This window comes from Streptosporangium sp. NPDC000396, assembly GCF_042898655.1.
In the GTDB taxonomy this organism is placed as follows: domain Bacteria; phylum Actinomycetota; class Actinomycetes; order Streptosporangiales; family Streptosporangiaceae; genus Streptosporangium.
Genome location: NZ_JBIAZA010000002.1, coordinates 120,364 through 142,365, shown reverse-complemented (window position 1 = coordinate 142,365; position 22,002 = coordinate 120,364). Strand labels below are relative to the sequence as shown.

Annotated in this window: 21 protein-coding genes and 1 tRNA gene; 18 read left to right on the top strand and 4 right to left on the bottom strand. The window is 70.6% G+C overall.

What is annotated here, in order from left to right:
• Positions 1-63: 63 nt before the first annotated feature.
• The gene (locus tag ACFY2X_RS03090) at positions 64-1,119 is read right to left on the bottom strand and encodes a MupA/Atu3671 family FMN-dependent luciferase-like monooxygenase (protein ID WP_389931554.1); all 1,056 of its coding nucleotides are present in this window, start codon (positions 1,117-1,119) and stop codon (positions 64-66) included.
• 161 nt (positions 1,120-1,280) lie between these two features.
• Here ACFY2X_RS03090 and ACFY2X_RS03085 point away from each other — a divergent pair, with 161 nt between their 5' ends.
• Complete coding sequence (locus ACFY2X_RS03085; protein ID WP_389931552.1) at positions 1,281-1,529, top strand: phosphopantetheine-binding protein; 249 nt, start codon at positions 1,281-1,283, stop codon at positions 1,527-1,529.
• Entirely contained in the window at positions 1,526-2,920 is a 1,395-nt protein-coding gene (locus ACFY2X_RS03080) for a class I adenylate-forming enzyme family protein (protein WP_389931550.1), read from the top strand. The genes ACFY2X_RS03085 and ACFY2X_RS03080 overlap by 4 nt, the downstream gene beginning before the upstream one ends.
• On the opposite strand, the gene ACFY2X_RS03075 is transcribed toward ACFY2X_RS03080, so the two are convergent.
• Positions 2,915-5,020, bottom strand: coding sequence for a chorismate-binding protein (locus tag ACFY2X_RS03075; protein WP_389931549.1), 2,106 nt, complete (start codon positions 5,018-5,020; stop codon positions 2,915-2,917). The two genes, ACFY2X_RS03080 and ACFY2X_RS03075, sit on opposite strands and share 6 nt — an antisense overlap.
• Before the next feature lie 178 nt (positions 5,021-5,198).
• On the opposite strand from ACFY2X_RS03075, the gene ACFY2X_RS03070 reads away from it, so the two are divergent.
• The 4 genes from ACFY2X_RS03070 to ACFY2X_RS03055 are packed head-to-tail and all read left to right on the top strand — an operon-like array spanning position 5,199 to position 9,341.
• Positions 5,199-6,554, top strand: a complete 1,356-nt coding sequence (locus ACFY2X_RS03070; protein ID WP_389931547.1) for an aspartate aminotransferase family protein — start codon at positions 5,199-5,201, stop codon at positions 6,552-6,554.
• Complete coding sequence (locus ACFY2X_RS03065) at positions 6,551-7,555, top strand: Gfo/Idh/MocA family protein (protein WP_389931545.1); 1,005 nt, start codon at positions 6,551-6,553, stop codon at positions 7,553-7,555. The genes ACFY2X_RS03070 and ACFY2X_RS03065 overlap by 4 nt, the downstream gene beginning before the upstream one ends.
• On the top strand, positions 7,552-8,676 hold the full coding sequence (locus tag ACFY2X_RS03060) for a hypothetical protein (protein ID WP_389931543.1): 1,125 nt from the start codon (positions 7,552-7,554) through the stop codon (positions 8,674-8,676). Before ACFY2X_RS03065 ends, ACFY2X_RS03060 begins: the two co-directional genes overlap by 4 nt.
• Positions 8,673-9,341, top strand: coding sequence for a hypothetical protein (locus ACFY2X_RS03055; RefSeq protein ID WP_389931541.1), 669 nt, complete (start codon positions 8,673-8,675; stop codon positions 9,339-9,341). The genes ACFY2X_RS03060 and ACFY2X_RS03055 overlap by 4 nt, the downstream gene beginning before the upstream one ends.
• A 10-nt stretch (positions 9,342-9,351) precedes the next feature.
• On the opposite strand, the gene ACFY2X_RS03050 is transcribed toward ACFY2X_RS03055, so the two are convergent.
• Positions 9,352-9,597, bottom strand: a complete 246-nt coding sequence (locus ACFY2X_RS03050; RefSeq protein WP_389931539.1) for an acyl carrier protein — start codon at positions 9,595-9,597, stop codon at positions 9,352-9,354.
• Between the two features lie 246 nt (positions 9,598-9,843).
• On the opposite strand from ACFY2X_RS03050, the gene ACFY2X_RS03045 reads away from it, so the two are divergent.
• The 9 genes from ACFY2X_RS03045 to ACFY2X_RS03005 are packed head-to-tail and all read left to right on the top strand — an operon-like array spanning position 9,844 to position 18,510.
• Positions 9,844-10,776: a 3-oxoacyl-[acyl-carrier-protein] synthase III C-terminal domain-containing protein gene (locus ACFY2X_RS03045; protein ID WP_389931537.1), complete on the top strand. Its 933-nt coding sequence runs from the start codon at positions 9,844-9,846 to the stop codon at positions 10,774-10,776.
• Between the two features lie 23 nt (positions 10,777-10,799).
• Positions 10,800-11,687, top strand: coding sequence for a hypothetical protein (locus ACFY2X_RS03040; RefSeq protein ID WP_389931535.1), 888 nt, complete (start codon positions 10,800-10,802; stop codon positions 11,685-11,687).
• On the top strand, positions 11,684-13,033 hold the full coding sequence (locus ACFY2X_RS03035; protein WP_389931533.1) for an MATE family efflux transporter: 1,350 nt from the start codon (positions 11,684-11,686) through the stop codon (positions 13,031-13,033). Before ACFY2X_RS03040 ends, ACFY2X_RS03035 begins: the two co-directional genes overlap by 4 nt.
• A complete protein-coding gene (locus ACFY2X_RS03030) occupies positions 13,030-14,451 on the top strand; it encodes a condensation domain-containing protein (RefSeq protein ID WP_389931531.1) in 1,422 nt (473 codons plus the stop codon). Before ACFY2X_RS03035 ends, ACFY2X_RS03030 begins: the two co-directional genes overlap by 4 nt.
• Entirely contained in the window at positions 14,448-15,575 is a 1,128-nt protein-coding gene (locus tag ACFY2X_RS03025; RefSeq protein ID WP_389931529.1) for an aminoacyl--tRNA ligase-related protein, read from the top strand. The genes ACFY2X_RS03030 and ACFY2X_RS03025 overlap by 4 nt, the downstream gene beginning before the upstream one ends.
• Position 15,576: 1 nt before the next feature.
• A complete protein-coding gene (locus ACFY2X_RS03020; protein WP_389931528.1) occupies positions 15,577-15,822 on the top strand; it encodes an acyl carrier protein in 246 nt (81 codons plus the stop codon).
• A gap of 10 nt (positions 15,823-15,832) precedes the next feature.
• Positions 15,833-16,579, top strand: a complete 747-nt coding sequence (locus ACFY2X_RS03015) for a hypothetical protein (protein ID WP_389931526.1) — start codon at positions 15,833-15,835, stop codon at positions 16,577-16,579.
• Positions 16,572-17,729: a beta-ketoacyl synthase N-terminal-like domain-containing protein gene (locus ACFY2X_RS03010; RefSeq protein ID WP_389931523.1), complete on the top strand. Its 1,158-nt coding sequence runs from the start codon at positions 16,572-16,574 to the stop codon at positions 17,727-17,729. Before ACFY2X_RS03015 ends, ACFY2X_RS03010 begins: the two co-directional genes overlap by 8 nt.
• Positions 17,722-18,510 (top strand): enoyl-CoA hydratase/isomerase family protein, encoded by a 789-nt coding sequence (locus ACFY2X_RS03005; protein WP_389931521.1) that lies wholly within the window; start codon positions 17,722-17,724, stop codon positions 18,508-18,510. Before ACFY2X_RS03010 ends, ACFY2X_RS03005 begins: the two co-directional genes overlap by 8 nt.
• Positions 18,511-18,854: 344 nt before the next feature.
• Here ACFY2X_RS03005 and ACFY2X_RS03000 read toward each other — a convergent pair.
• Positions 18,855-18,940, bottom strand: a tRNA-Leu gene (locus ACFY2X_RS03000).
• Positions 18,941-19,105: 165 nt separating this feature from the next.
• Between ACFY2X_RS03000 and ACFY2X_RS02995 the strand changes: the two genes are divergently transcribed.
• The 3 genes from ACFY2X_RS02995 to ACFY2X_RS02985 all read left to right on the top strand — a co-directional run.
• Positions 19,106-20,413: a M20/M25/M40 family metallo-hydrolase gene (locus tag ACFY2X_RS02995; protein ID WP_389931519.1), complete on the top strand. Its 1,308-nt coding sequence runs from the start codon at positions 19,106-19,108 to the stop codon at positions 20,411-20,413.
• Between the two features lie 172 nt (positions 20,414-20,585).
• Positions 20,586-21,146: a hypothetical protein gene (locus tag ACFY2X_RS02990; protein WP_389931517.1), complete on the top strand. Its 561-nt coding sequence runs from the start codon at positions 20,586-20,588 to the stop codon at positions 21,144-21,146.
• 231 nt (positions 21,147-21,377) lie between these two features.
• Positions 21,378-22,002: chaplin family protein (locus ACFY2X_RS02985; RefSeq protein WP_389931515.1), on the top strand; the 625-nt coding region annotated here is incomplete at its 3' end.

Here is a 22,002-nt window from a genome sequence, read left to right as displayed (position 1 = left end):
TCGGTGAATGTCGTGGAGGCTACCCAGCGTCGAAAGAAAGGGTCAAGAATGGTGTCAGCGGCCTCACGTCTCTGCCTGGCTCATGCGCCGCACGGAGTTCAGGCGATCCAGTCCCTGCAGAGCCTGGGTTGCGGGCAGGCCGAAATCGATGAGGCAGGCGACCTCGTCGACGCCGATATCCCTTAACCGGCGCGCCCTGTCCAGGCAGGTGGCCACGCTGCCGAGCAGCCCTCCGCCGTCCATGTAGCGGTCGAAGGCCCGCGCCACGACCCTGTCCACCGCCCGTTCATGATCGTGTTCTCGCGCGAGCGGGTGAGTGGCGGGCACATGGGACCTGGACAGGTCCAACGATCTGCGGAGGTAGCCGCAGAGCGGCGCGCGGACCTGCTCCCTGACCGCCGCGTCGTCGTCCCCGACGAAGGCGTGCACCATGACGACCACGTGACCCGCCTCACCTGATCCGCCTGATCGCGCCGCGGCCCGCCGGTAGACGGCGATCTTCTCCGCGAGCTGCTCGATGTCCTGGTCCAGCAGATGGGTCAGGAGGCCGAACCCGGCCTGGCCCGCACTGTGGAAGGTCTCGGGATCGCCGCCGCTCGTGATCCAGACGGGCAACTCGGGTTGGACGGGCGGCGGGTAGACGCGTACCCGGGTCTGGAGGCCAAGACCGTCGATCACCTGGAGCGGCTCGCCCCGCCAGAGCGCGCGCACCGTTCTGACCTGGTCGAGAAGGCCCGTCTTCCGGTCCTGATACGCCTCGGGGCGAAGGCAGAAATCGGCCGCGTTCCACCCCGACGCGAACGACACGCCCACCCGGCCGCCGGACAGGTTGTCCACGACGGACCATTCCTCGGCGATGCGCAGCGCATGGTGCAGCGGCGCCACCACGCTGCCGGCCCTGATCCGCACCCGTTCGGTGATCGCGGCGAGCGCGGCGCCGGTCACCGACGGGTTGGGGTACAGGCCGCCGAAGGAATGGAAGTGCCGTTCCGGTGTCCACACCGCGTGAAAGCCGTGCCGGTCGGCGAAACGCGCGCCTTCGAGCAGCAGCGCGTAGCGGTCCGCCGCGGCGGACTCCGCGACGCCGTCGTCGGCGAAATAGAAGAGACTGAAATCCATCGGGCCCACTGTCGGCCCCCGGCTCTTCGCCGGGAAGACCTGGGCGATCGCCCATCGGGCATGCCCGATCCGCCCTGCCCGAAAGTTTCGGGCGGTGCCGTTGCCGGGTTGAGTCGCGCTTTGCCACGATATGGCTCCGCCCGGCCGACAGGGGGAATCAGGTGAATACGCATAGTGAGCTGGAGGCGCTGGTCCGCCGGCGGCTGGCCGAACGCACCGGAGACGAGGTGGCGTACGGCATCGCGTTCGACGAGCCCTTCCTCTCGGTCGGTGTGGCCTCCCTGGACCTGATTCACATCGTCACCCAGCTCGAACAGGACGCGCAGGTGCGGCAGGACGACCAGAAGGATCTGTGGGCCGTCGCCGCGTCGGTCGCCTCGCTCGTCGCCTACCTCGCGGACTCGCGGTGACCGGACTGCTGGGCCGTCAGGAGTTCTTCGACAGGCTCCGGTGGTGGGCCGCGGAACGCCCCACCACCGACGCCGTCATCGCGGCGGACGGTATGGCGGTGCCGTACCGTCGGCTGGTGGCGGCGATCGCCGCCGGTAGCGCCCGGCTGCGCGCCGACGGCGTGCGACCGGGCGCGCCGGTCGCGATCCCCACCGGCAACGATGTCGCGTCGGTCGTCACCGTCCTGGCGGCCGCGGCGCTGGGCGCGATGCCCCTGCTGTTCGACGCCGGGGCGACCGCGTCGGAGCGGGACCAGTTCATGCGGCTGGCCGGTGCGCACGGGTGCGTTCCGCCGTTCGTCGCCCGCGAGCCCGCACGGTGGCCGGAACCGGACGTCCCACCGGCCGAGGAAGTGGCCCTGGTCACCTCGGGCACCAACGGCCTGCCGAAGGTGGTGGGGAAACACTGGTCCAGCGTGGTGGACAACTCGGTCCGCTTCGCGGAGACCGCCGGTTACACGCGCGAGGACCGGGTGCTGTGCACGACTCCGCTCCACCACGCCTTCGCCTTCGGCGTGGTCCTGGTCCCCACGCTCTTCGCGGGCGCCACGATCGTGCTGGCGCCGTACCCACCTCGACCCGCCGCGATCCCCGCGCTGCTCGCGGAGGCCCGTGCCACCGTCGTGCAGTCCGTGCCGTTCCTGTACGGCGCCGCTCTGGAGGGCATGCCGTCGCGCCGGCCGCCGGAGCTGCGATTGTGCGTGTCCGCCGGTGAACCCCTGCCCGCGCCGGTGCGGGCAGGATGGCTGGCGGCGACGGGGACGAGCCTGCGCGACCAGTACGGCGCCACCGAACTGGGCCAGGTGGGCTTCGCCGCGCCGGGGACTCGGGACGGCGTCTGCCGACTGGTGCCTGGCGTGCGGGCCAGGGCCAGGCGCGACGGCGAGTGGACCTCGGGCGAGGGCGAGCTGTTCGTCCGGGTTCCAGGGCCGTCCAGCCGCTACCTGGGCCAGCCCGAACTCACCGAGCGGGCCCATGCCGGGGGGTGGTTCAGGACCGGTGACTGGGGGAGTGTGGACGACGCGGGCCGGATCGTCGTGACCGGCCGGGTCAGCAGGCGCGTCGTGGTGGCGGGCAGAAAGGTGGACCCCGTCGAGGTGGAGGGCGCGCTGCGCTCGGCCGAGGGGGTGCGCGACTGCGTGGTGGCCGTCGGGGAAGAGGCCGGATACGTGGCGTTCGTCGTGGCGGAACCGGGCGTCACGGAGCTCGGCCTGCGCCGACGGCTCGCCGCCCTGCTGTCCCCCTACAAGATCCCCAGCCGGTTGCACCTGGTCGAGGCGCTGCCGAGGACGACCACGGGGAAGATCCGGCTGGGCCCGCTGTGGCAGGAACTCGCCGCGCTGTCGTCATAGGCGGTGCGCCGGCTGCGCGGCCAGGATCGGCCGTAGCGGTGCCCGCGCCTTGAGCAGCATCTCCTCGTACTCGGCGACGGGATCCGAGTCCAGCACGATGGCGCCTCCCGCACCCACCGTGAGGTGTCCGTCACCGATCACCGCGGTGCGGATCACGATGTTGAGGTCGCTCGCGCCGCTGAGCGCGAAATACCCCAGGACCCCCGAATAGACGCCGCGGGCACCACCCTCCAGCCTGTCGATGATCTCCATGGTCCGGATCTTCGGCGCTCCCGTCATCGAGCCGCCGGGAAAGCAGCTCCTGGTGGCGGTCAGCGCGTCGACGTCGTCGCGCAGCCGTCCCCGCACGGTGGACACGAGCTGGTGCATGGTCGTGTACGACTCCACCGCCATGAGCCGGGGCACCTCGACCGTGCCCACCTCGCACACCTGGCCCAGGTCGTTGCGGAGCAGATCCACGATCATCAGGTTCTCGGCGCGGACCTTGGGGTCGATCGCCAACCCGTCGCGGGCGATCCGGTCGAGGTCGGGATCGGGATGTCTCGGCGCCGTCCCCTTGATCGGTTTGGACTCGGCGATCCGGTCACGAGTGATCCGTAGGAAGCGCTCGGGCGAGGAGCACGCCACCCGATACCCGTCCCACTGCAGGAAGGCGGCGTAGGGTGCGGCGTTGAGCCGCCGCTGCCGCGCGTAGAACTCGAGCGGATCGGAGGCGTAGGGCAACCGGACCGCGTTGGTCAGGCAGATTTCGTAGCTCTCACCCGCCCGCAGCAGGCGCCGGCATTCGGCGATGTCAGCCAGGTAACCATTGCGGGACCTGGCCAGCCACGGTTCCACGTCGGTCAGCAGGGGCGGCCCGGCCGCGGGATGGAGCGGCGCGACCACGGGATGGAGCGGCCCGGCCAGATCGGCCAGGCCGGCGGCGACCCGGCCGACCCAGCCGTCCGCCTCCGCCACGTCCCCTGGTTCCGGACCGGCCAGCGCCAGCACGTACGTCCGGTGCTCCCGGTGGTCGATCGCGACGAACCGGCTGGCCGACATCCACACCGCGTCGGGCAGAGTGGAGCGGTGCGCGGCCGTACCGGACGACTCCGCCTTCATCTCGTAGCCCAGATAGCCAACGTATCCGCCGTCGAGGTCGAACGGCAGCCCGCTGTCGTCGATGAGCGCGCGTTCGCGCAGCCGCGAGGCGAGAACGTCGTAGATCGACCCCGCGAGGTACCTCGTCGTCCCGTCGGCGCGCACCGACAGGACCCGGCGGCTGCCGACCTGGTAACGCAGCGTCTCGCCATGACGGCCGCCCGCGTCACCCACGAAGGAGAACCTGGACAGGTCGGGCTCGATCCGGCTGCTGTCCAGCCAGAAGGCCGAAGGGCTCGCCGCGAACCGGTGGCGGAACAGCCGTTCCGGGTCCGCCTCGAAGTCGAGGACGCGCATCCTGAGCTGCCATCGGCCCTCCGGGGGACGGGCCTGCGGGGCGGGTGCGGCGGCCGGGCGCGGGGGCGTGGCGAGGACCGCCCTGCTCCTCCGGGCCAGTCCGGCGAAGTTCTCGATCATCCGCGCACCGTGCTGCGTGGCGATCGACTCAGGATGGAACTGCACCCCCCACCAGGGCCGCGTGCGGCATCGCAGCCCCATCACCACTCCGTCCTGAGCCCACGCGGTCGCGACGAGATCCGGCACGCCCTCGGGCTCCACGCACAGCGAGTGATAGCGCACCGCCGCGAAATCCTGGGGGAGCCCGGCGAACAGTTCGGTGCCGCCGTGCCGGATCCGGTCCACGTACCCGTGGCGCGGCTGCGGAGCGGGTACGACCCGCGCGCCGGTCAGCCAGCCGATGGACTGATGCCCGAGGCAGACCCCCAGCACAGGCAACGAGGTGGAGCGCAACAGGTCCAGGGTGAGTCCCAGGTCCTGCGCCGCCTGGGGCCTCCCGGGGCCTGGCGAGATCACGATCGCGTCGTAGCCGGCTGGATCGACGGCTCGCAGGGCCTCGGAGTCGTTGCGCACGACGGTGGGAAGGTGCCCGTACACCTGCGCCATGAGCTGCGCCAGGTTGAAGGTGTACGAGTCGTAGTTGTCGACGAGCAGCACGCGCACTACGCCTCCCGGCGTGACGGGGTGGCCCCCAAGTCTCGCCGTACCTCCCACGCGGCGACGACCGCGATCGGCCGGGTGGTTCGGCTATGCCTTTCGGGCGCACATCGGCGCTGGGCCGCGCCGCGGGCACCTCCGATACTTCTTGTTGCGGCTGGCGGTGAGCACCGAAGGGAGCGCGATGGAGCGAGCGGCGCGAAGCCCGCAGCGGGGTCTGGTCGCCCCGCCGAGCAAGACGCATCGTCACTGGGCCGAGGAACAGGAAGTGATCGGCCCAGGATTGCAGGCCGTGATGCTCTGGTCGCGGTTCTGCGTGTCGGAAGCGAGCGGGGCGGTCCTCACCGATCTGGACGGCAACCAGGTGCTGGACCTGCAGGGAGCAGGCGGCGTCAACTCGATCGGGCACGCCGAGCCGACCCTCGTCGCGGCGTTGATCGACCAGCTGGGGACCTGGACCGCCGGCGCGTTCGGGTCGCGGGCGCGCCTCGACATGCTCCGGGCGCTGCGCGACTTCCTGCCGGAGGGGCTGGACCGGGTCCAGCTCTACAGCGGCGGGACCGAGGCGGTCGAGGCCGCGCTGCGGCTGGCGAAGTCCGCTACGGGCAAGTACGAGGTGCTGTCGTTCTGGGGGGGCTTCCACGGCAAGACCCTGGGCAGTCTGGCCCTGACCGCGGGAGCGCGCAGGGACCTGGGGCCGCTGCCGGGCGGCTATATGAGCGCCCCCTACGCCAACTGCTACCGGTGCCCGCTCAAGCTGCGCCACCCTGGCTGCGGGTTCGCCTGTGTGGATCACGCCAGGGAGGTCGTCAGGCAGCAGTCCACCGGAGCGCTCGCTGCGATCGTCGTAGAACCGGTGCAGGGGCGCTCGGGCAACGTCGTCCCACCGCCAGGGTATCTGGCCGCCCTGGCGTCGCTCGCCGCCGAGTTCGACGCGTTGCTCATCGTGGACGAGATGATGACGGGGTTCGGCCGCACCGGTACGGCGTTCGCGTTCATGCGTGACGACGTCGAGCCGGACATCGTCACGGTGGGCAAGGGCATGGGAGCGGGCTACCCGGTGACGGGGGTGATCGCTTCCACCGCCACCATGGCCTCGGGCCCGTTCAGTGAGCCGAGCGCCAGCTCGTCCAGTTTCGGGGCCTTCCCCATGGCGTGCCGGGCGGTCGCGACGACGGTCTCGGTGATCGAGCGCGACGGCCTGGTGGAGCGGGCCGAGCTGCTGGGCAAGGAACTGCTCGCCATGCTCACGCCGTTGACGGAGGAGGCGCCCCTGGTGGGAGACGTCAGGGGCGCGGGCCTGGCGATCGGCATCGAGCTGGTCACCGACAAGGAGAGCAGGCGACCCGCCTCCACGGACGTGGTCAGGCAGGCGTTCACCGCACTGCTGGAAGCCGGCGTGCTCGTGATGACCGGCGGCAATACGCTACGCCTCTACCCGCCGCTGAACATCGAGAAAGACCAGGCCCACGAGGCCGCCGACATCATCCGGCGCACACTCTCCCGGCTGACGGAGCAGGGCTCGGGAGGCGGACGGTGAGGGTTGCCATCGCCGGGTTCGGCGTCGCGGGAACGGCCCGCCTGGCCGCTTATCGGCAGGTGCCGCGGGCCGAGGTGGTGGCGGTCGCCGACCCGTCGGCCGCCCGCCGTGCCCAGGCCGCGGCGCTGGACGCCCGGTTGCGCGTGGCGCCCACGCTCACCGAACTCCTCGAAGCGGGCGACGTGGACGTCGTCGACGTCTGCGCACCCCCGGTGTTCCACGCGCCCCTGGCGGAGCAGGCGATGTCGGCGGGTTGCCACACCCTGTGCGAGAAGCCGGTGGGCCTGGACGTCGCCGAGACCGAGCGGCTGGTCGACCGCTCACGCCGTACGGGGCGGTTGCTCTACCCCGTGTACAACTACGTGCACTCCCCGATGATGAAGGTGCTGGCCCAAGCCGCCACCTGGCTGGACCGCCCCTTCACCGCGCGTTTCGAGATCCGGCGCACCGCCCACGCCGCCGGGACGCCGGGCTGGCACCCCGACTGGCGGCGAGACCGCGGCGTGGCGGGCGGCGGCATCCTGCTCGACCACGGCACCCACTGCGTCTACATGGCCACCCGCCTGCTCGGCGGCGTGCCGGAACGGGTGACCTGCACCACCCGACCCGGCCCGGCCGGCGACAACGGCCAGAGCGTGGAGGAGTCGGTCTCCGCCCGGCTCGACTTCGCCGGCGGCTCCTGCGAGATCGAGCTGAGCTGGGCCTGCGCCGAGCGCAGGAACCGGTATTCACTGGACGGCGGCAACGGCTCGGTGCTCATCGACGACGACCTCGTGGTCACCGAGAACGGGACCGGAAGACAGACGGGGACGCTGCGCTCGCCCACGGCGAGCGGCACGCACGAGGAGTGGTTCCCCGAGCTCTTCGCCGACTTCGCCCGGCACCTGGAACAGCCGGGCCTGTGGCCAGGCCCGTGGGACCTGACCTTGTCGACCGCCCGGATCATCGAGGCCGCCTACACCTCGGCGGCCCGCGCGGGTGAGCCGATGGATCTGGGATGACCGCCACGCCGATACGGCTAAGCGTGGTGATCATGCATCATCCCGCCCGGTCCGGTCTGCTCGACCGGCTGCTGTCGGACTGCGCGCGGCTGGCCCCGAGGGTGGTGCTCGACCCCCGGCCAGGAGATTTCGCCAGCCCGCTGCGTACGGCGAAGCTCGCGTGGGCGGCCGTGACGGAGGACGCCACCCATCACCTGGTGCTCCAGGACGACGTCCGGCTGGCCGACGGGTTCACCACGCAACTACCGGCGCTGCTGGCCCGGCACCCGGATCGGGCCCTGACGCTCTACACCAGCTGGCACACCCCGCAGAACTCGTACCTGGTACGGCTCGCGACCGTCCTGGGGGCGTCCCTGGCACCGCTGTCGGCCAGGGAATGGACGCCCACCCTCGGCCTGGTGCTCCCCGCGGCGCGGGCCCGCCAACTCGCCGCGTTCCTGGCCGGCTTCCCCGACGAGGCCAGGGACGAGGACTGGCTGGTGCTGACGTTCCTGCGGCGCCTGCGCACGCCCGTGCTCGCCACGATCCCGCACCTGGTCGACCACACAGAGAGCGGGACGCTGGCGGGACACCCCGGCCGGTTCCACGCCACGATCTTCCACACCGGCCGGCAGATGCCGCGGGCGCACTGGACATCGGAACCGGATCTGGAAGGCGCCCTCGCCGAGCGGGCGGCACTGAGCGGACCCCGCGCTTTCACCGTTGAGTTGGCCGGTTCCCGGTGCCTGCTGCGACTTCTCAGCCCGGATCGCGGCGAGCCCGTCGAGCACACGTTCGGCTGGTACTGGCACGACTGGGGGTTTCTCGTCGGCGCCGACCCGGACCGGATCGCCGAGGGCTTCGACCGCTACCGCGGGCCAGGCGGCGACCTGCCGTGGCCTTCGGCCGAGGTATGGGCCGCGGGGTACCTGCTCGGCGCGGACGCGGCGGCCGTGGCCCGCGGGCGATGGGCGCCGAACCCGACCGGCTTCGTCCGCCAGGTCATGACCTCCTGGATCAGGAGCGGCCTGCGGGAGAACGATCTGGCGGGGCTCGGCCAGGCGGGGGTGCGGGCGTTGACCGAGGTCGGCGTCGCGGCGATCGCGGCGGGAAGCAGGGATCCGCTGGAGCCAGGACGATGACCGGGGACAGGGCTTCGCGCGCGGCGGCCTTCGCCCGGCGCATGGTGGAGTCGCTGGCACGGCGGGAGGCGTCGGCGGCCTTCCTCGCGACGCCTCCCGTGCCCGCGCCGACCGTGTTCGGCGGCCCCGACCCGGGGATAGCGCTGCGCCTGCTCACCTGCCCGCGCTGCCCCGACGCCCGGACGCTCCTGCCGCCGGCCGGCGCCCTCCGACTGGTCTGGGCGGAGGCGGCCGATCCCGTGCTCCCGGTGCTCACGCTGCTCAGCTGCGAGTCGCTCGAACCCCGGGCGGTGCTGCCGATCGTGCTGGCGGCCCGCACGGGCCCGGCCGCGCCCAGCTTCACCACCCGGGCCGCCTGGTGCGCCGCGCAGGGCGCCTTCGACGGCGGCCCGGTGGCACTCGCCCGCCTTCTAGGACGCCTCAACGCGGCGGAAAGCCGACTCGACCCCCTGATCAGGTCGGCCGCATCGGTCCGGGTCGGCACGGCACCGGGGGAGCCGCTGCCGCTGCCCGCGGCGACCCGGCTGCGGGCCGACCTGCGGGCCGGGGGAGCCCGGACGCTCCGATCAAGGTTCCTGGGACCGCACGCCTACGGCCCGGAGTTCGCCGAACTCGATGCGGTCTACCGCGCGACCCGCGAACGGGTCGCGGCGGCGCTGCTGTAAGCCGAAGGGCTCAGCCCGGGCTGAGCAGCGATTCGACCAGCGCGACGATTCGGTCGACCGTAAGGAAGTTCTCCAGGGCCAGGGCCTCGTCCGGCACCTGGAAGCCGTACCGCTCCTCCAGGGCGGTCAGCAGCACCACCGACTGGAACGAGGTGACGCCCCGCTCGCCGAGGTCCTGCGAGCCGTCGTCGCCCGGCTCGACCTGAAGGGACTCGCGGAGCAGAGCGATGACCCCCGCTCTGATGTCGTCACCCACGGATCGCTCCCCTCCCGATGCTTCGATGGTCGCCACGGTAGGCGGCGTGTTTTCCGGGGGGCAAGGCGATCCCGGGTAGCCCTTCGGGCATAGCAGGACGGCCGGATCGTCGACCGCTCGCGCGGCCTATGGCGGGCCGGGTCGATTCGCCATGCTGCCTGTGGCGGGGGCGCGGAGCATCCGAGACGACGCCACGCGCAACGACAAGGAGCGACCCATGCCGACCTTCACCGTCCGCGGTGGGTCATGACCGTCCTGCACGCCGTCGCCGGGTATCTGCCGCCCGGCCGGAGGTCCCTCGACGAGATCGCCGAACGCATGGATCTGCACCCGGACAAGGTCCGGATGTTCCGCAGGTTCTTCGGCTTCCGCGAGGTGTGCTACGAGCCGCACGGAACCCTGGTCGAACTGCTGCTCGCCGCCGGGTCGGAACTCGACGTGCTGCCTGGCCTACGGCACCGGGTGCGGTACCTCATCCACGCCCGCGGCGTGGCGGAGGTCGCGCCGTACCCGATCAACCCCCTCCAGCAGGTCCGTGAGCTGCTGGAGCTCCAGCACGCCCAGGCGTTCAGTCTGGCCGCGCACGGCTGCGCCACCGGACTGCAGGCGGTCGACGCCGCCGGCAAACTGCTCGCCGCGGACGAGGACCCGGACGCCCTCGCGCTCATCCTCACGGGCGAGAAGATCTTCAGCCATCGCATGCAGGTGATCGGCGATGTCTCAATCATGGGCGAGGGCGCGGCGGCGGTCCTCGTCGGCCGGGACGGTGAACGCGACCGGATGGTGTCCTACGCCAGCCAGACCTACGGACGGTTCGCCTCGTTCTGGAAGAGCACCCCCGGCTCGTTCAGCAACTACACGGAAGCGTACCCGGCGGCGCTCGCCGAGGTCATGACCGCGGCCGTGGAGCGCGCCGGACTGACGCTCGACGACATGACCGTCATCCTGCCGCACAGCGTCAACATCATGTCGTGGAACCGGCTGTGCGCGCAGCTCGGATTCCCCGCCAAGCGGGTTGTTCTGGACAACGTTGCCATAGCCGGGCACAGTTCCTGTGCCGATCCGTTCATCAACTACCGCACGGCGGTCGATGACGGCAGGATTCGCCAGGGTGACGCCTACCTGATGGTGGCCGCCGGATTGAGCGGAACCTTTTCCGCGATGGTTTTCCGCCACTGACCACATCCGACGAAGGAATCGCCGTGTTCACCACTCCGCCACCGGAGGTCTTGCCTGACGAGCCGTCGTGCTCGGACACCCTGCCGTTGCGCCTGGTCTCGTGCCGTCACCTGCTGCCGCCACCGGGGCGGTGGACGGCGTCGGCGGAGGATCGCCGCACCGTCACCCGGCACTACGAGGAGATGCTGGCCCTGTACGGCGTGAGCCGCCCTTTCGCCGAGCTGGCCGGTGACCGCCGCACCACCTACCCCGACCTCGGGGCCGCCGCCATCCGACCGGGCGACGTCGACCTGCTCATGATCGCCCATTCGACGCCCGACTACGACGCCCGCCGCTCGGTCACCTCCGAGCTGGTCGGGCTGCTGGGCGACAGGCCGCTGCCGTACCTGATCTCCGACGAGGGCGTCGTCTCGCCGTTCACCGCGCTGCGGATCGCCGGCGTCCATGCGCGGTGGGACGCGATGGAACATGTCCTGGTGCTGGTCATGGAACAGGCCGGCATCCGCCCGGTGGACCGCGTGCGGCCGTCGGCGGTGGTCGAGCGGGACTCCGTGGTGGCGCTGACGCTGGTCAGATCGACGGACACGGCGGGCATGCGGGTGCGCCAGCTCACCGGGATCGCGGAGGCGCACGTGTCGGCCGCTCTCGCCACGGCCGTCGAGGAGCTGTTCCCCGGCGCCGAGCCGTACACCTTGCTGCTCGGCGCGGGAGTGGGCGAGCCGCCCGACTCCGCCGCGGCAGCGGTGCTGCGCGCCCGTCCCGGGCTGGGCTGCACCGGCGTCTGGGCGGCGCTGACCGAGCACGCTCCCCGGCTGCGGGACGAGGGCGGCCACGTGGTGATCGTCGAATATGACTCGCGGTACGGCTTCCTCTCCCTGGTGACGCTGGCGGCCGAGGAGGTGCCCGCATGACGGCGATCAGTCCCCCCATACGGTCCGACGACGTCTCCCGCGGGATCAGGCGGCTGGCGGGTCCCATGCTGATCGGCGAGGCGACGGGCGTCCTGGTCCCGATCAGCATCGTGGCGCTGCTCGGCCGGGCGGTCGGGGACCATGCCCTGGTGCTGCGCTCGCTGTACCTGCCGATGGAGCTGTTCTACATCGCCATCCAGTTCGCGTTCGGCACGAGCAGCCAGGTCATCGCCGCGGTCAGCTCGGGGGCCAGGCGCGAGAAGGAGATCGGCGCGCAGATCATGGGCCTGGCCGTGCTGTGGGCGGTGCTCGGGACGGTCATGGCGCTGGCGGTGTGGTTCACGGCACCGCACCTGGCCGACCTGCTGCACGTCGAGGCCGGAGCGCACGACGATTTCCTGGCACTGGTGCGCTGGTCGGCGATCTGCCATCCGCTGATGGCAGTGCCGGTGCTGAGCGCGGCCACCTTACGCGGAACCGGGCGGCCCGGCGCGGGGACCACGGTGAGCACGGTCGCGGTCCTGCTGGAGCTTGCCAGCGTGGCGGTATTCGGCGTCTGGGGCGGCTGGGGAGCCAACTCGATCCCCCTCTCGTTCGCGGTCAGCGGCCTGATCGGCGGCGGGCTCGGCGTGTACCTGATGCGCGGGGCAGGACTGTGGTCCGGCGACGGCTTCCAGCTCGGCCGGCAGGTGCGCCAGGCCTTCGACAAGCTCACGTCGGTGGGCCTGCCGGTCGGCCTGTCGTACGCCATCCTCTCGGTCAGCAACTTCGTCCTGCTGAGCATGATCGGGCCGCTCGGCCCGATCATGCAGGCCGGCTACGCCAACGCGCTCAGCCTGCAGACGTTCGTCACGGTGCCCGGCATCGTGCTCGGCTCTGCGACGGCGATCGTGATGAACCAGCAGCGCGGAGCCGGCCGGGAAGGCGAGATGGGCCGTACCTTCCTGAGCGGTCTGAGGATCTGCGCGGTGGTGTACGTGCCGATGGCGGCCGCCATGTGGCTGGGCCGCGACTGGCTCGCCTGGCTGAGCACCACCGATCCCGGCATCCACGACGAGACCGCTCGGTTCCTGGCCGTCGTCGCGCCCACGTACGCCATCCTCGGCATCTCGCTGCTGACCCTGACCGCCATCGAGCAGACCGGGCTGGGCCTGCTGGCCACGGTGCTCAACCTCGTGTACTTCTCCGGCACCACCGCCATCGGCGGGTGGGCCGCCAGAGCCTGGAACGACTCGCTGGCCCTGTACTGGACCATCGCCGTGTTCAACCTGATCGCGCTGCTCGTCGACATCTGGGTCGCCCTGCTGGTCCAGCGGCGCGCCAGGAAAGCCGAGGCAGGCGCATGATCCGGCACCTCGTCGCCTTCCATGGCGAACGCACCGCCTCCGCTCCCCTGACGTGGAGCCAGGAACAGGTGTGGAACGACATCCAGTGGATGATGCCCGACGTCGCGTTCTTCGACATCTGGCTGACCGCGCCGATGCCGGAGAGTGCGGATCTTCCGCAGCTCCTGACGCAGATCGGCGAGCTGGTGAGCCGCCACGAGTCGTTGCGCACGCTTTTCCGCGCGGACGGGGAAGGGCGGCCGGAGCAGCACGTGCTTGCGGCCGGGCAAGTGCAGGTGGACGTGCTGTCGGACGTGCTGTCGGACGGCGATTTCGACGAGGCCCTCAGCCGTTGGCGCGGCCAGGGGTTCGACACCGCACGTGAGATCCCCGTCCGCTTCCTGGTCCGGTACGTCGCGGCGGGCACGTCGACCGTGACCGTGTGCACCTCGCACCTCGCGGCCGACCACGCCAGCCAGCGGCTCCTGGTGACCGAGCTGTACGAACTGGTCGCCGCGGCGCTGGCCGGTACGGCGCCGCAGCCGCCGCGACCCGCCCGCGAGCCGGTCGACCAGGCCGCGATGGAGGCGTCCCCCGCGGGCGACCTGCTCTGCGCGAGGGCGGTGGAGCACTGGCGCCGCCAGCTCACCGCGGCCCCGCCGAGCATGTTCCAGGAACGGGGCGGCCACCCCGTGCAGGCGCCGCGGTTCTGGCGTGGTGAGCGGACCTCGCGCGCCGCGGCGCTCGCGCTGCGCGTTCTCGCCGCGCGCTACCGCAGCGGGCCGTCGAGCGTACTGCTGGCCGCGGTCGTGGCGCTGCTCACCAGCTCCGTCGGTCTTGACCGCTGCACCCTGCGCCTGGTGGTCGACAACCGGGAGCTGCCCGAGGCCCGGTTCGTGATCAGCACACCGACGCAGGAGGTCCTCGTCACGCTCCCGGCCGACCAGGACTCCTTCGGCTCGCTGGTACGAGCCTGCTGGGCCGCCTCGACCGCCGCGCACCGGCACGGCCGGTGCGACCCCAGACGCGTGGACGAGGTCATCGACGAGGTGGCTAAGGCCCGGGGCGTCGAACTCGAACTCCGCTGCTTCTTCAACGACACGTGGTCGGCCTTCCAGCAGGCCGCTGCGGTGGAGCACGACGCCGAGACCATCCGCGCCGCCGTCGGGGAGTCCCGGTTTCACTGGGTGGAGCGATACGACCGGGACAACATCGACTTCTTCTTCACCACGTTCGACTCGGTGGAGTCCACGGAGCTGATCAGGCTGAGCCTGCTGGTGGACACCGGGACCGTCCCACCGGCCGCGGCCGAGGAGTTCCTGCGCCGGGTGGAGGCCCTCCTCGTGGATCTCGCCACCGGCGCCGTCATCGAGTTCCGGCCGTCGGACCTGCCCCCGGTGACCGGCTTTCCCGCAGATGAGACGGAGGTTCCGCCATGACCGTCCATGTCGAGCTGTCAGAACGACTCTCCCCCGCGCAACTGCGGGCCATCGCCGACCGGCTCGTCTACAGCGTGGAGGGGATCAGCGCGGTGGAGGTGCTCGCGCCGCCGGGCGAGCGGCCCGTGCTGGCGCTGTCGCACGACGGCGACCTGGGCGGCCAGGACGTCGGCCCCATCGTGGCCGAACTGGTTCGGGAGGCGATGACGGCGCGGATGAGCGAGCCGCGCGTGGTCCGCCGCAGGCAACCCGATTCGCGGCTCGCGGAGCCGCTGCCCGTGGACGGGGCCACCGCCGCGCTCCCGGTACTGCACCGGGCCTTCGACGCGATGTTCCGTGACCTCGCCCATGCGGCCGGGGCCGGGGAGCGCCGCTGTCCCGCGCTGATCGACCTCCGGGTGATGGAACGCTGCCGATATCTGCGGCTGTTTCCGCAGAACGCCTACCTGGTGGACGAGCTTCCCCATCACCAGCCGCTGCTGAGCCGGCTCAGGGACGGTAGCGCCACCCTGGACGAGCTGCGCCGTCCCAGCGGCTACATGCTCAATCCGGCGCTGTGCTTCCACTTCTACGACGAGCTCGCCGGCACTCGCTCCGACGGGCTCACCGTCGTAACCGCCGAAGGCGACTGCTTCAGGCACGAGGCCACCGGACGGCTGGACCGCTTCCGGCTGCCCTCCTTCACGATGCGGGAGATCGTTTTCTTCGGCGCCCCCGACGAGGTGGAGCGGTTGCGCGGCGAGCTGATGGAGCAGGTGTGGCAGCTCTACCGCGCACTCGGCCTGTACGGGCGGATAGAGACCGCCACCGACCCGTTCTACTACGTGGAGGACTCGGCGATGCGCCAGCACCAGTTGCTGGCCCAGGTCAAGTACGAGCTGGTCGCCTCCAGGCCGGGCGGGGGGGAGTCGGCGATCGCGTCGTTCAACAACGTCCGCGACTCGCTGTGCCGCCAGTTCGACATCCGGAGGACGGACGAGGGGGTCATGCACTCCGGGTGCGTCGCCTTCGGCGTGGATCGCTGGGTCGAACTGACCTTGGAGACCTTCGGTCCCGAACCCCGGCAGTGGCCGGAACCGATCCTGCGCCACACGGGCGCATCATCAGCAGAAGGGAAAGATTGAATTGACCACGCACGTCCACGCCGACATCGCGGCCATCCTGCGCCGGATCGGCAAGCTTCCTGAGTTCCACGAAATCACCGGCGACCACAACTTGCGCTACGACCTGGGAATCGACTCGATCAAGCTCATCGACGTGGTGGTCAACATAGAAGAGGAACTGGGGGTCGTCATAGACGACGAAATCGTCCACGGCCTGGTGACCGTCGGCGACATCGACAGCTACGTCGCAGGGTTGGCCGGTCGCTGAGAGGATCCGCGTGTTCCACTTCAACCTGAGCAGGGTCGACCTGCTGGTCCTGGACGACGACGGAGCGACACCGGCCGATCTCCAGGACGTCATCGGCGCGAGCGGGGACGAGTTCAGGGACCAGTTCACCCGGCTGTGCCTCTACCTCGCGTTGAGCGGAGGCGACCCGTCCCGCCCCCGCGCCGACGACACCGTGGTGGTGGGCACCGAGTACGGCAACATCGTGGCGGTCGCCGACCTGCAGCGCGCGGCGGTCAGCCAAGGACGCCGCCTGTCCGCCCAGGTCTTCCCGCAGGCGCACAGCAGCGCGGCCGCCGCGTCCGTCAGCCTGGCGATCGGCGCGACCGGAAGGAACATGACGCTCAATGCGGCCCGGCTGACGCCGGTCCTGTCGCTGTGGCACGTGCTCTCCGCCTTCGCGCTCGGCAGGTCGGGCCGGGGCCACCTCCTCGTGGGCGACGTGTACTCGCCGGAGGCGCTCCTCGACGCGCGGAACGACGACCCGGACCTCCGCTGCCGATCCGCCATGGCGTACGGCGTGCTGACCGCGGGCGACGAGTTCGCCGCCAGATTCGAGTTCACGCGGGACGAGGCAGGCCCGGCTCCGGAGGATCGCAATGGGGCCTTCGCGACCGCCGGGTTCCTGCGCTCGGTGCTCGGCCTGCGCCCGGGGGAGAGCGCCGCCCTGTGCTGTCAGAGCCGGGACGGGCGGCGAGCCACGGTCACAGTGTCCCGGAAGGACGACGACGATGAATGAGCGGATCCTTGTCACCGGAATCGGCATGATCTCTCCGGCGGGCGCAGGAGCGGAGCCGTTCTGGGCTGATCTCTGCGCCGCGCGGCGCAGGTTCGAGGAATTGACCCCGCTGTATCCCGGCATGAAGCCCGGTGTCCTCGGGGCCTTGGTGCCAGGAACGGCTCGTCCGGCCGGTACCCGGAGGGCCTCCCTGTTCGCCGAGTCCGCCGCGCTGGAGGCGATCAGGGACGCGGGACTGGCGCCGGGTGACCCCAGCCTGCTGAACGCCCTGGTATGCGTCGGGACCAACGACGGCCACGCCGACGTACTGGAGGACCTGGTGGCCGGGCGGAGGGACCTCGCCGGTACCGGCGGATTCGCAAGCTCGGACATCGCCGACGACGTGGCTCGCGCGGTGGGCGCGAGCGGGCCCGCCTTCACGGTGCACAACACCTGCGCCTCGGCGAACGTCGCGCTGTCCTGCGCGCTGGAGATGCTGCGGGCCGGTGTCGCGGACACCGCCGTGGTCGGCGGCTGCGACACGTACTCGGAGAAGAACATCATCGGCTTCAGCAGCCTTCACGCCATCGGGCCCGTGGCCTGCCGGCCGTTCAGCAGGGAACGGCGCTACGTCACGCCGTCCGAGGGCGCGGGGATCATGGTCCTGCAGACCGGGCGGGCGGCTCGCGGCCGCCGGCCGTACGCCGAACTGCTGACGGTCGCCGTGAACAATGACGCCCGACACCCCACCGCGCCCGACCCCGAAGGCGTGGCGGGCTGCCACCGCCAGGCGCTGGACCAGTGCGGCCTCAAAGCCGACGACATCGACGCGATCTTCGCGCACGGCACGGGCAGCCGGGCCAACGACAGCATCGAGGGATCGATCTTCGCCGAGACCTACCCGCACGCGGCCATCACGGCGATCAAAGGCACCGTCGGCCACCTCATGGGCGCTGCGGGCGCGGCAGGAGCGGTCGCGTCCTGCCTGGCGCTGAGCCGGCGGCTGATGCCGCCGACCGCTGTCGGGGCCGACGAGGTCGAGCTGGACATCGATCTGGTCACCGGTACGGCGCGCGCCGTACCGAGGCTGCGGCACGTGCAGAACAATGCGTTCGGCTTCGGCGGGCACAACGCCATCGCCATCTTCGGCGCGGTGACCGGCGATGGCTGACCCCGCGCCGGTACGGTTGACCTTCGACGGTCCGCTCGCCGTCCTCACCCTGGACAACCCGCCCGCGAACATTTTCGACGCCGCCATGCTGCGCACCTGGGCGGAGACGATCACCTGGCTGGCCGCCCACCCGCCGCGCTGCCTCCTGATCCGTGCGGAAGGCCGCGTCGTCAGCGCGGGCCTGGACGTCGGGATCTTCAACGAGATCCCGCCCGAGGACGCCGCGGCGTTCTGGGCCGGGCAGCTCGCCACCGTGCAGGAGCTGGAGCAACTGCCCTGTCCCACCGTGTTCGCGGCGCACTCCCTCACCCTCACCGCGGCCTTCGAGATCGCCCTGGCCTGCGACCTGGTTGTGGCGACCCGGTCGGCGCGCTTCGGGCTGGTCGAGCGGAGGATCGCCTTCACTCCGGCGATGGGCGGTACCCAGCGGCTCGCTCAGCGCGCCGGGGTCTCCCGGGCTCGGGAACTGGTGATGACCGGCGACCTGTACCGCGGCGAGACCCTCGCCGCCTGGGGCGTCGTCAACGCGCTCTTCCCCGTGGATTCGTTCCACCGGGACGCGCACGCTTACGCGATGCGGCTGGCCGAGGGCCCGACTCGAGCTCACGGGGCGACGAAGAGGATTCTGCGCGGCTTCCAGTTCGGGGATGTGGCCGGGGCTGACGAGCTGGTGCCGGAGATCGCGGCCGAACTGATGCGGACGGGAGACCATCGCCGAGCGGTCACGGCGTTCATCGAGCATGGACCGGATCACGTCACCCTGTACGACGGACGCTCGTGAGCTGGTCGGGTCGCCTACGCGTCGTCCGGCAGGAGAAGTGGCTGCAGGAATGACTCGAACAAGGATTCCAATGCGGCAGCGTACTTTGGCGCCTCCTCCGGGTGTGAGGACGTCCGCCGGAAGGATTCCCAGGGCCTCGGCCCGGCCCGCTCCCACATGCGTGGGGAGGACCCCTCGCCCTCACCGAGCTCCAGGCCATGCAGACGGCTCACCCTCACGTGGGGGTGAGCCGCGCGAGGCGAAGATCTACGCGGGATTGGGTCTCACGCTCACCTATCACCCTGGAAAAAGAAAAGTGCTGGTCGGCTCGAGAGCTGACCAGCACCTCATAGGTGAATCGAGTGTGTCCGAGGGGGGACTTGAACCCCCATGCCCCGCAAAGGGCACTAGCACCTCAAGCTAGCGCGTCTGCCTATTCCGCCACCCGGACGTGGTGCCTGCACGCGGGACCGTCATCCCGCGTCGGCTGAATTAGGTTAGCAAACTCTTGAGCTCACGTCATATCGGTAAGTGGCCTCCTCTGGCCGGGGTGTCTGCGAAGGCCCGGCGGCGGCAGGATGGAGGCGGCAAGCCGTACCAAAACTAAGGAGTCGATATGGCCGTGCTCGACGGTGAGGACGAGGTCGCCGGGCTATGCAGTGATCTGATCCGGATCGACTCGACCAACGCGGGTGACAACGCCGGTCCCGGTGAGCGGGCCGCCGCCGAGTATGTGGCCGGGAAGCTCGCCGAGGTCGGGCTGGAGCCGCGGATTCTGGAGTCGGACGACCGCAGGGCGAACGTGATCGCCCGGATTCCGGGGGAAGACTCCTCCCGGGACGCGTTGCTCCTTCACGGGCACCTCGATGTCGTCCCCTTCGACGCCGACGACTGGACCCGTCACCCGCTCAGCGGGGAGATCGCCGACGGTTGTGTCTGGGGGCGCGGCGCGGTCGACATGAAGAACATGGACGCGATGATCCTCGCGGTCGTCCGGCAGCGTCTCAGCGAGGGCCGCCGTCCGCCGCGGGACGTGGTGCTGGCCTTCACCGCCGACGAGGAGTCCGGCGGCGCGTACGGCGCGCAGTGGCTGGTCGAGAACCACAAGGACCTGTTCGACGGGTGCACCGAGGCGATAGGCGAGGTCGGCGGGTTCAGCGTCTCCCTCGACGAGGCGCGGAGGCTCTATCTCATCGAGACGGCCGAGAAGGGCATCGCCTGGATGCGGCTGACCGCCCACGGCCGGGCCGGGCACGGTTCCATGCTCAACACCAAGAACGCGATCACCGAGCTGGCCGAGGCGGTGGGCCGCATCGGGCGCTACGAATGGCCGGTACGGCTCACGCAGACGGTCAAGACCTTCCTCGCCGAGATGTCGGAGGCCCTGGCGCTCGAACTCGATCTGGACGACGTCGAGGCGACTATGGTCAAGCTGGGCCCGCTGGCCCGGATGATCGGCGCCACGCTCCGCAACACCGCCAACCCCACCATGCTGGGAGGCGGCTACAAGGCCAACGTGATCCCGCAGACCGCGACCGCGTACGTGGACGGCCGCTTCCTGCCGGGTTACGAGGACGAGTTCTTCCAGACGATCGACGAGTTGCTCGGCCCCAACGTGACCAGGGAGTTCGTCTACCACGACATCGCCCTTGAGACCGGGTTCGACGGGCCGCTGGTGCGGGCGATGGCCGACGCGCTCCTGGCCGAGGACCCGGGCGCGGTCGCCGTGCCGTACACCCTGTCGGGCGGTACGGACCTGAAGGCGTTCAGCCAGTTGGGCATGCGCGGATTCGGGTTCGCTCCGTTGAGGCTTCCGGCGGACTTGGACTTCTCCGGGATGTTCCATGGGGTGGACGAGCGGGTGCCGGTGGATTCGCTCCGGTTCGGGGTCCGGGTACTTGACCGCTTCCTGGACGGTTGCTGAGACGTTCTTTCGGAAACCCGTCACATTGACTCGCCGTAGTGCTAGCGTAACTCTCCGTTGAAGGGTCGGGCCATGCGAAAGCAGGCCCGGCCGGGAGCTTTGGGGAGGTCACGTGGCACGCATGCCGCAAGGGCAGTGGAGGGCGTCCTCGCCCGCTGCCCAGGGCGTGCCCGTGACCGTCTTCGCTGACGACGCGATTTCCGCCCGGGGTGACCGGATGGCGCGGTTCGCGGCCGGTACTCGGCTGATCGTCAGGCGAGCGTTCGCGATCGGCGGCCTTCTGGCCGCCGGATGGCTGCTCGCGGTCGTCTTCGGACTCCTTGGTGCCGCTCCGGCGGCCGCGGACACCACCGCGGCGACGGGAGTGGCCCGCTTCCAGGTCCCCGACTCAGCCGCTTCCGGATTGACCGTCCAGGTCGATGACTTCCCTACGGGCAGCGGCAGGCTGTCGGCGACAGGTAATGCCGAGGCCATGGCCGGGCGGGGCGTAGACGGGCTTACAAGCCAGTCGAAACCCGGGTTCCCGGCACCCGCCACCGTTGACCACAGTTCTGGTGTCGATGGGCTGGTTCCCCAGACGAACGGTGGATCCGGCTTCTCCGGGCCGGGTGTGGGGGATGTCGCGCGGTTTGTCTACGACCCGCGGCTGATGGCGCGACGCGCCCCACGGGCGTGCGTGCTTCCCCCTGTCGTCCGCACAGCGGCGGATGACCCTTCTTTCTCTCCTGACTGACCCCGTCCCGCCAACCGGCCTCGTTTCTCCAGTCGAGCCGCCGGTCACGGAGCGCGCCTGAGTCCCTGTTTCCGGGGAGCCGCTCCGCTCACGGACGGTGAGCAATTCCCATTCCTCGTGACGGCCGTCGAGGCTTCCGCTGCGCGGGCTCTCGTCATGACCCCGCATGGCTTCGCCGGCCCGACACGAGATGTCAGGTACCCCCCCAAAAAAACCGCAAGGAGCATCATCATGCGTACGTGGGTTAAGGGCACGACCCCCGCGGCACTGCTCGCGCTGGGCGTCATGACTCTCGGCAGTGGTACGGCTTTCGCGGACACCTCCGGTGACGGCTCGATCGGCGGCGGCAACCAGGTGAACATTCCGATCACCCTGCCGATCGACATCAGCGGCAACGCTGTGGCCGTGGCCGGTGAGTCGACCGCTTCTTCCAAGGGCGGCGCCTCCGTCGACAACGCCGGTGGCGGCGGCGTTTCCAACAAGACCTCTGGCGATCACAGCATCCTGGGCGGCAACCAGGTGGTCGCCCCGATCACCGCTCCCGTCAACGCCTGCGGCAACGCGCTATCCCTGTTCGGCAGCTCCGACGCGGGCTGCAAGGGCGGGGCGTCCGTCAAGAACTCCGGTAAGGGCGGTGGTGCGGGCGGTAACCGCACCAGCGGCGATCACAGCATCCTGGGCGGCAACCAGGTGGTCGCCCCGATCACCGCTCCCATCAACGCCTGCGGCAACTCTGTCGCGATCTTCGGTGACGCCACCGCGGGCTGCAAGGGCGGGGCGTCCGTCAAGAACTCCGGTAAGGGCGGTGGTGCGGGCGGTAACCGCACCAGCGGCGATCACAGCATCCTGGGCGGCA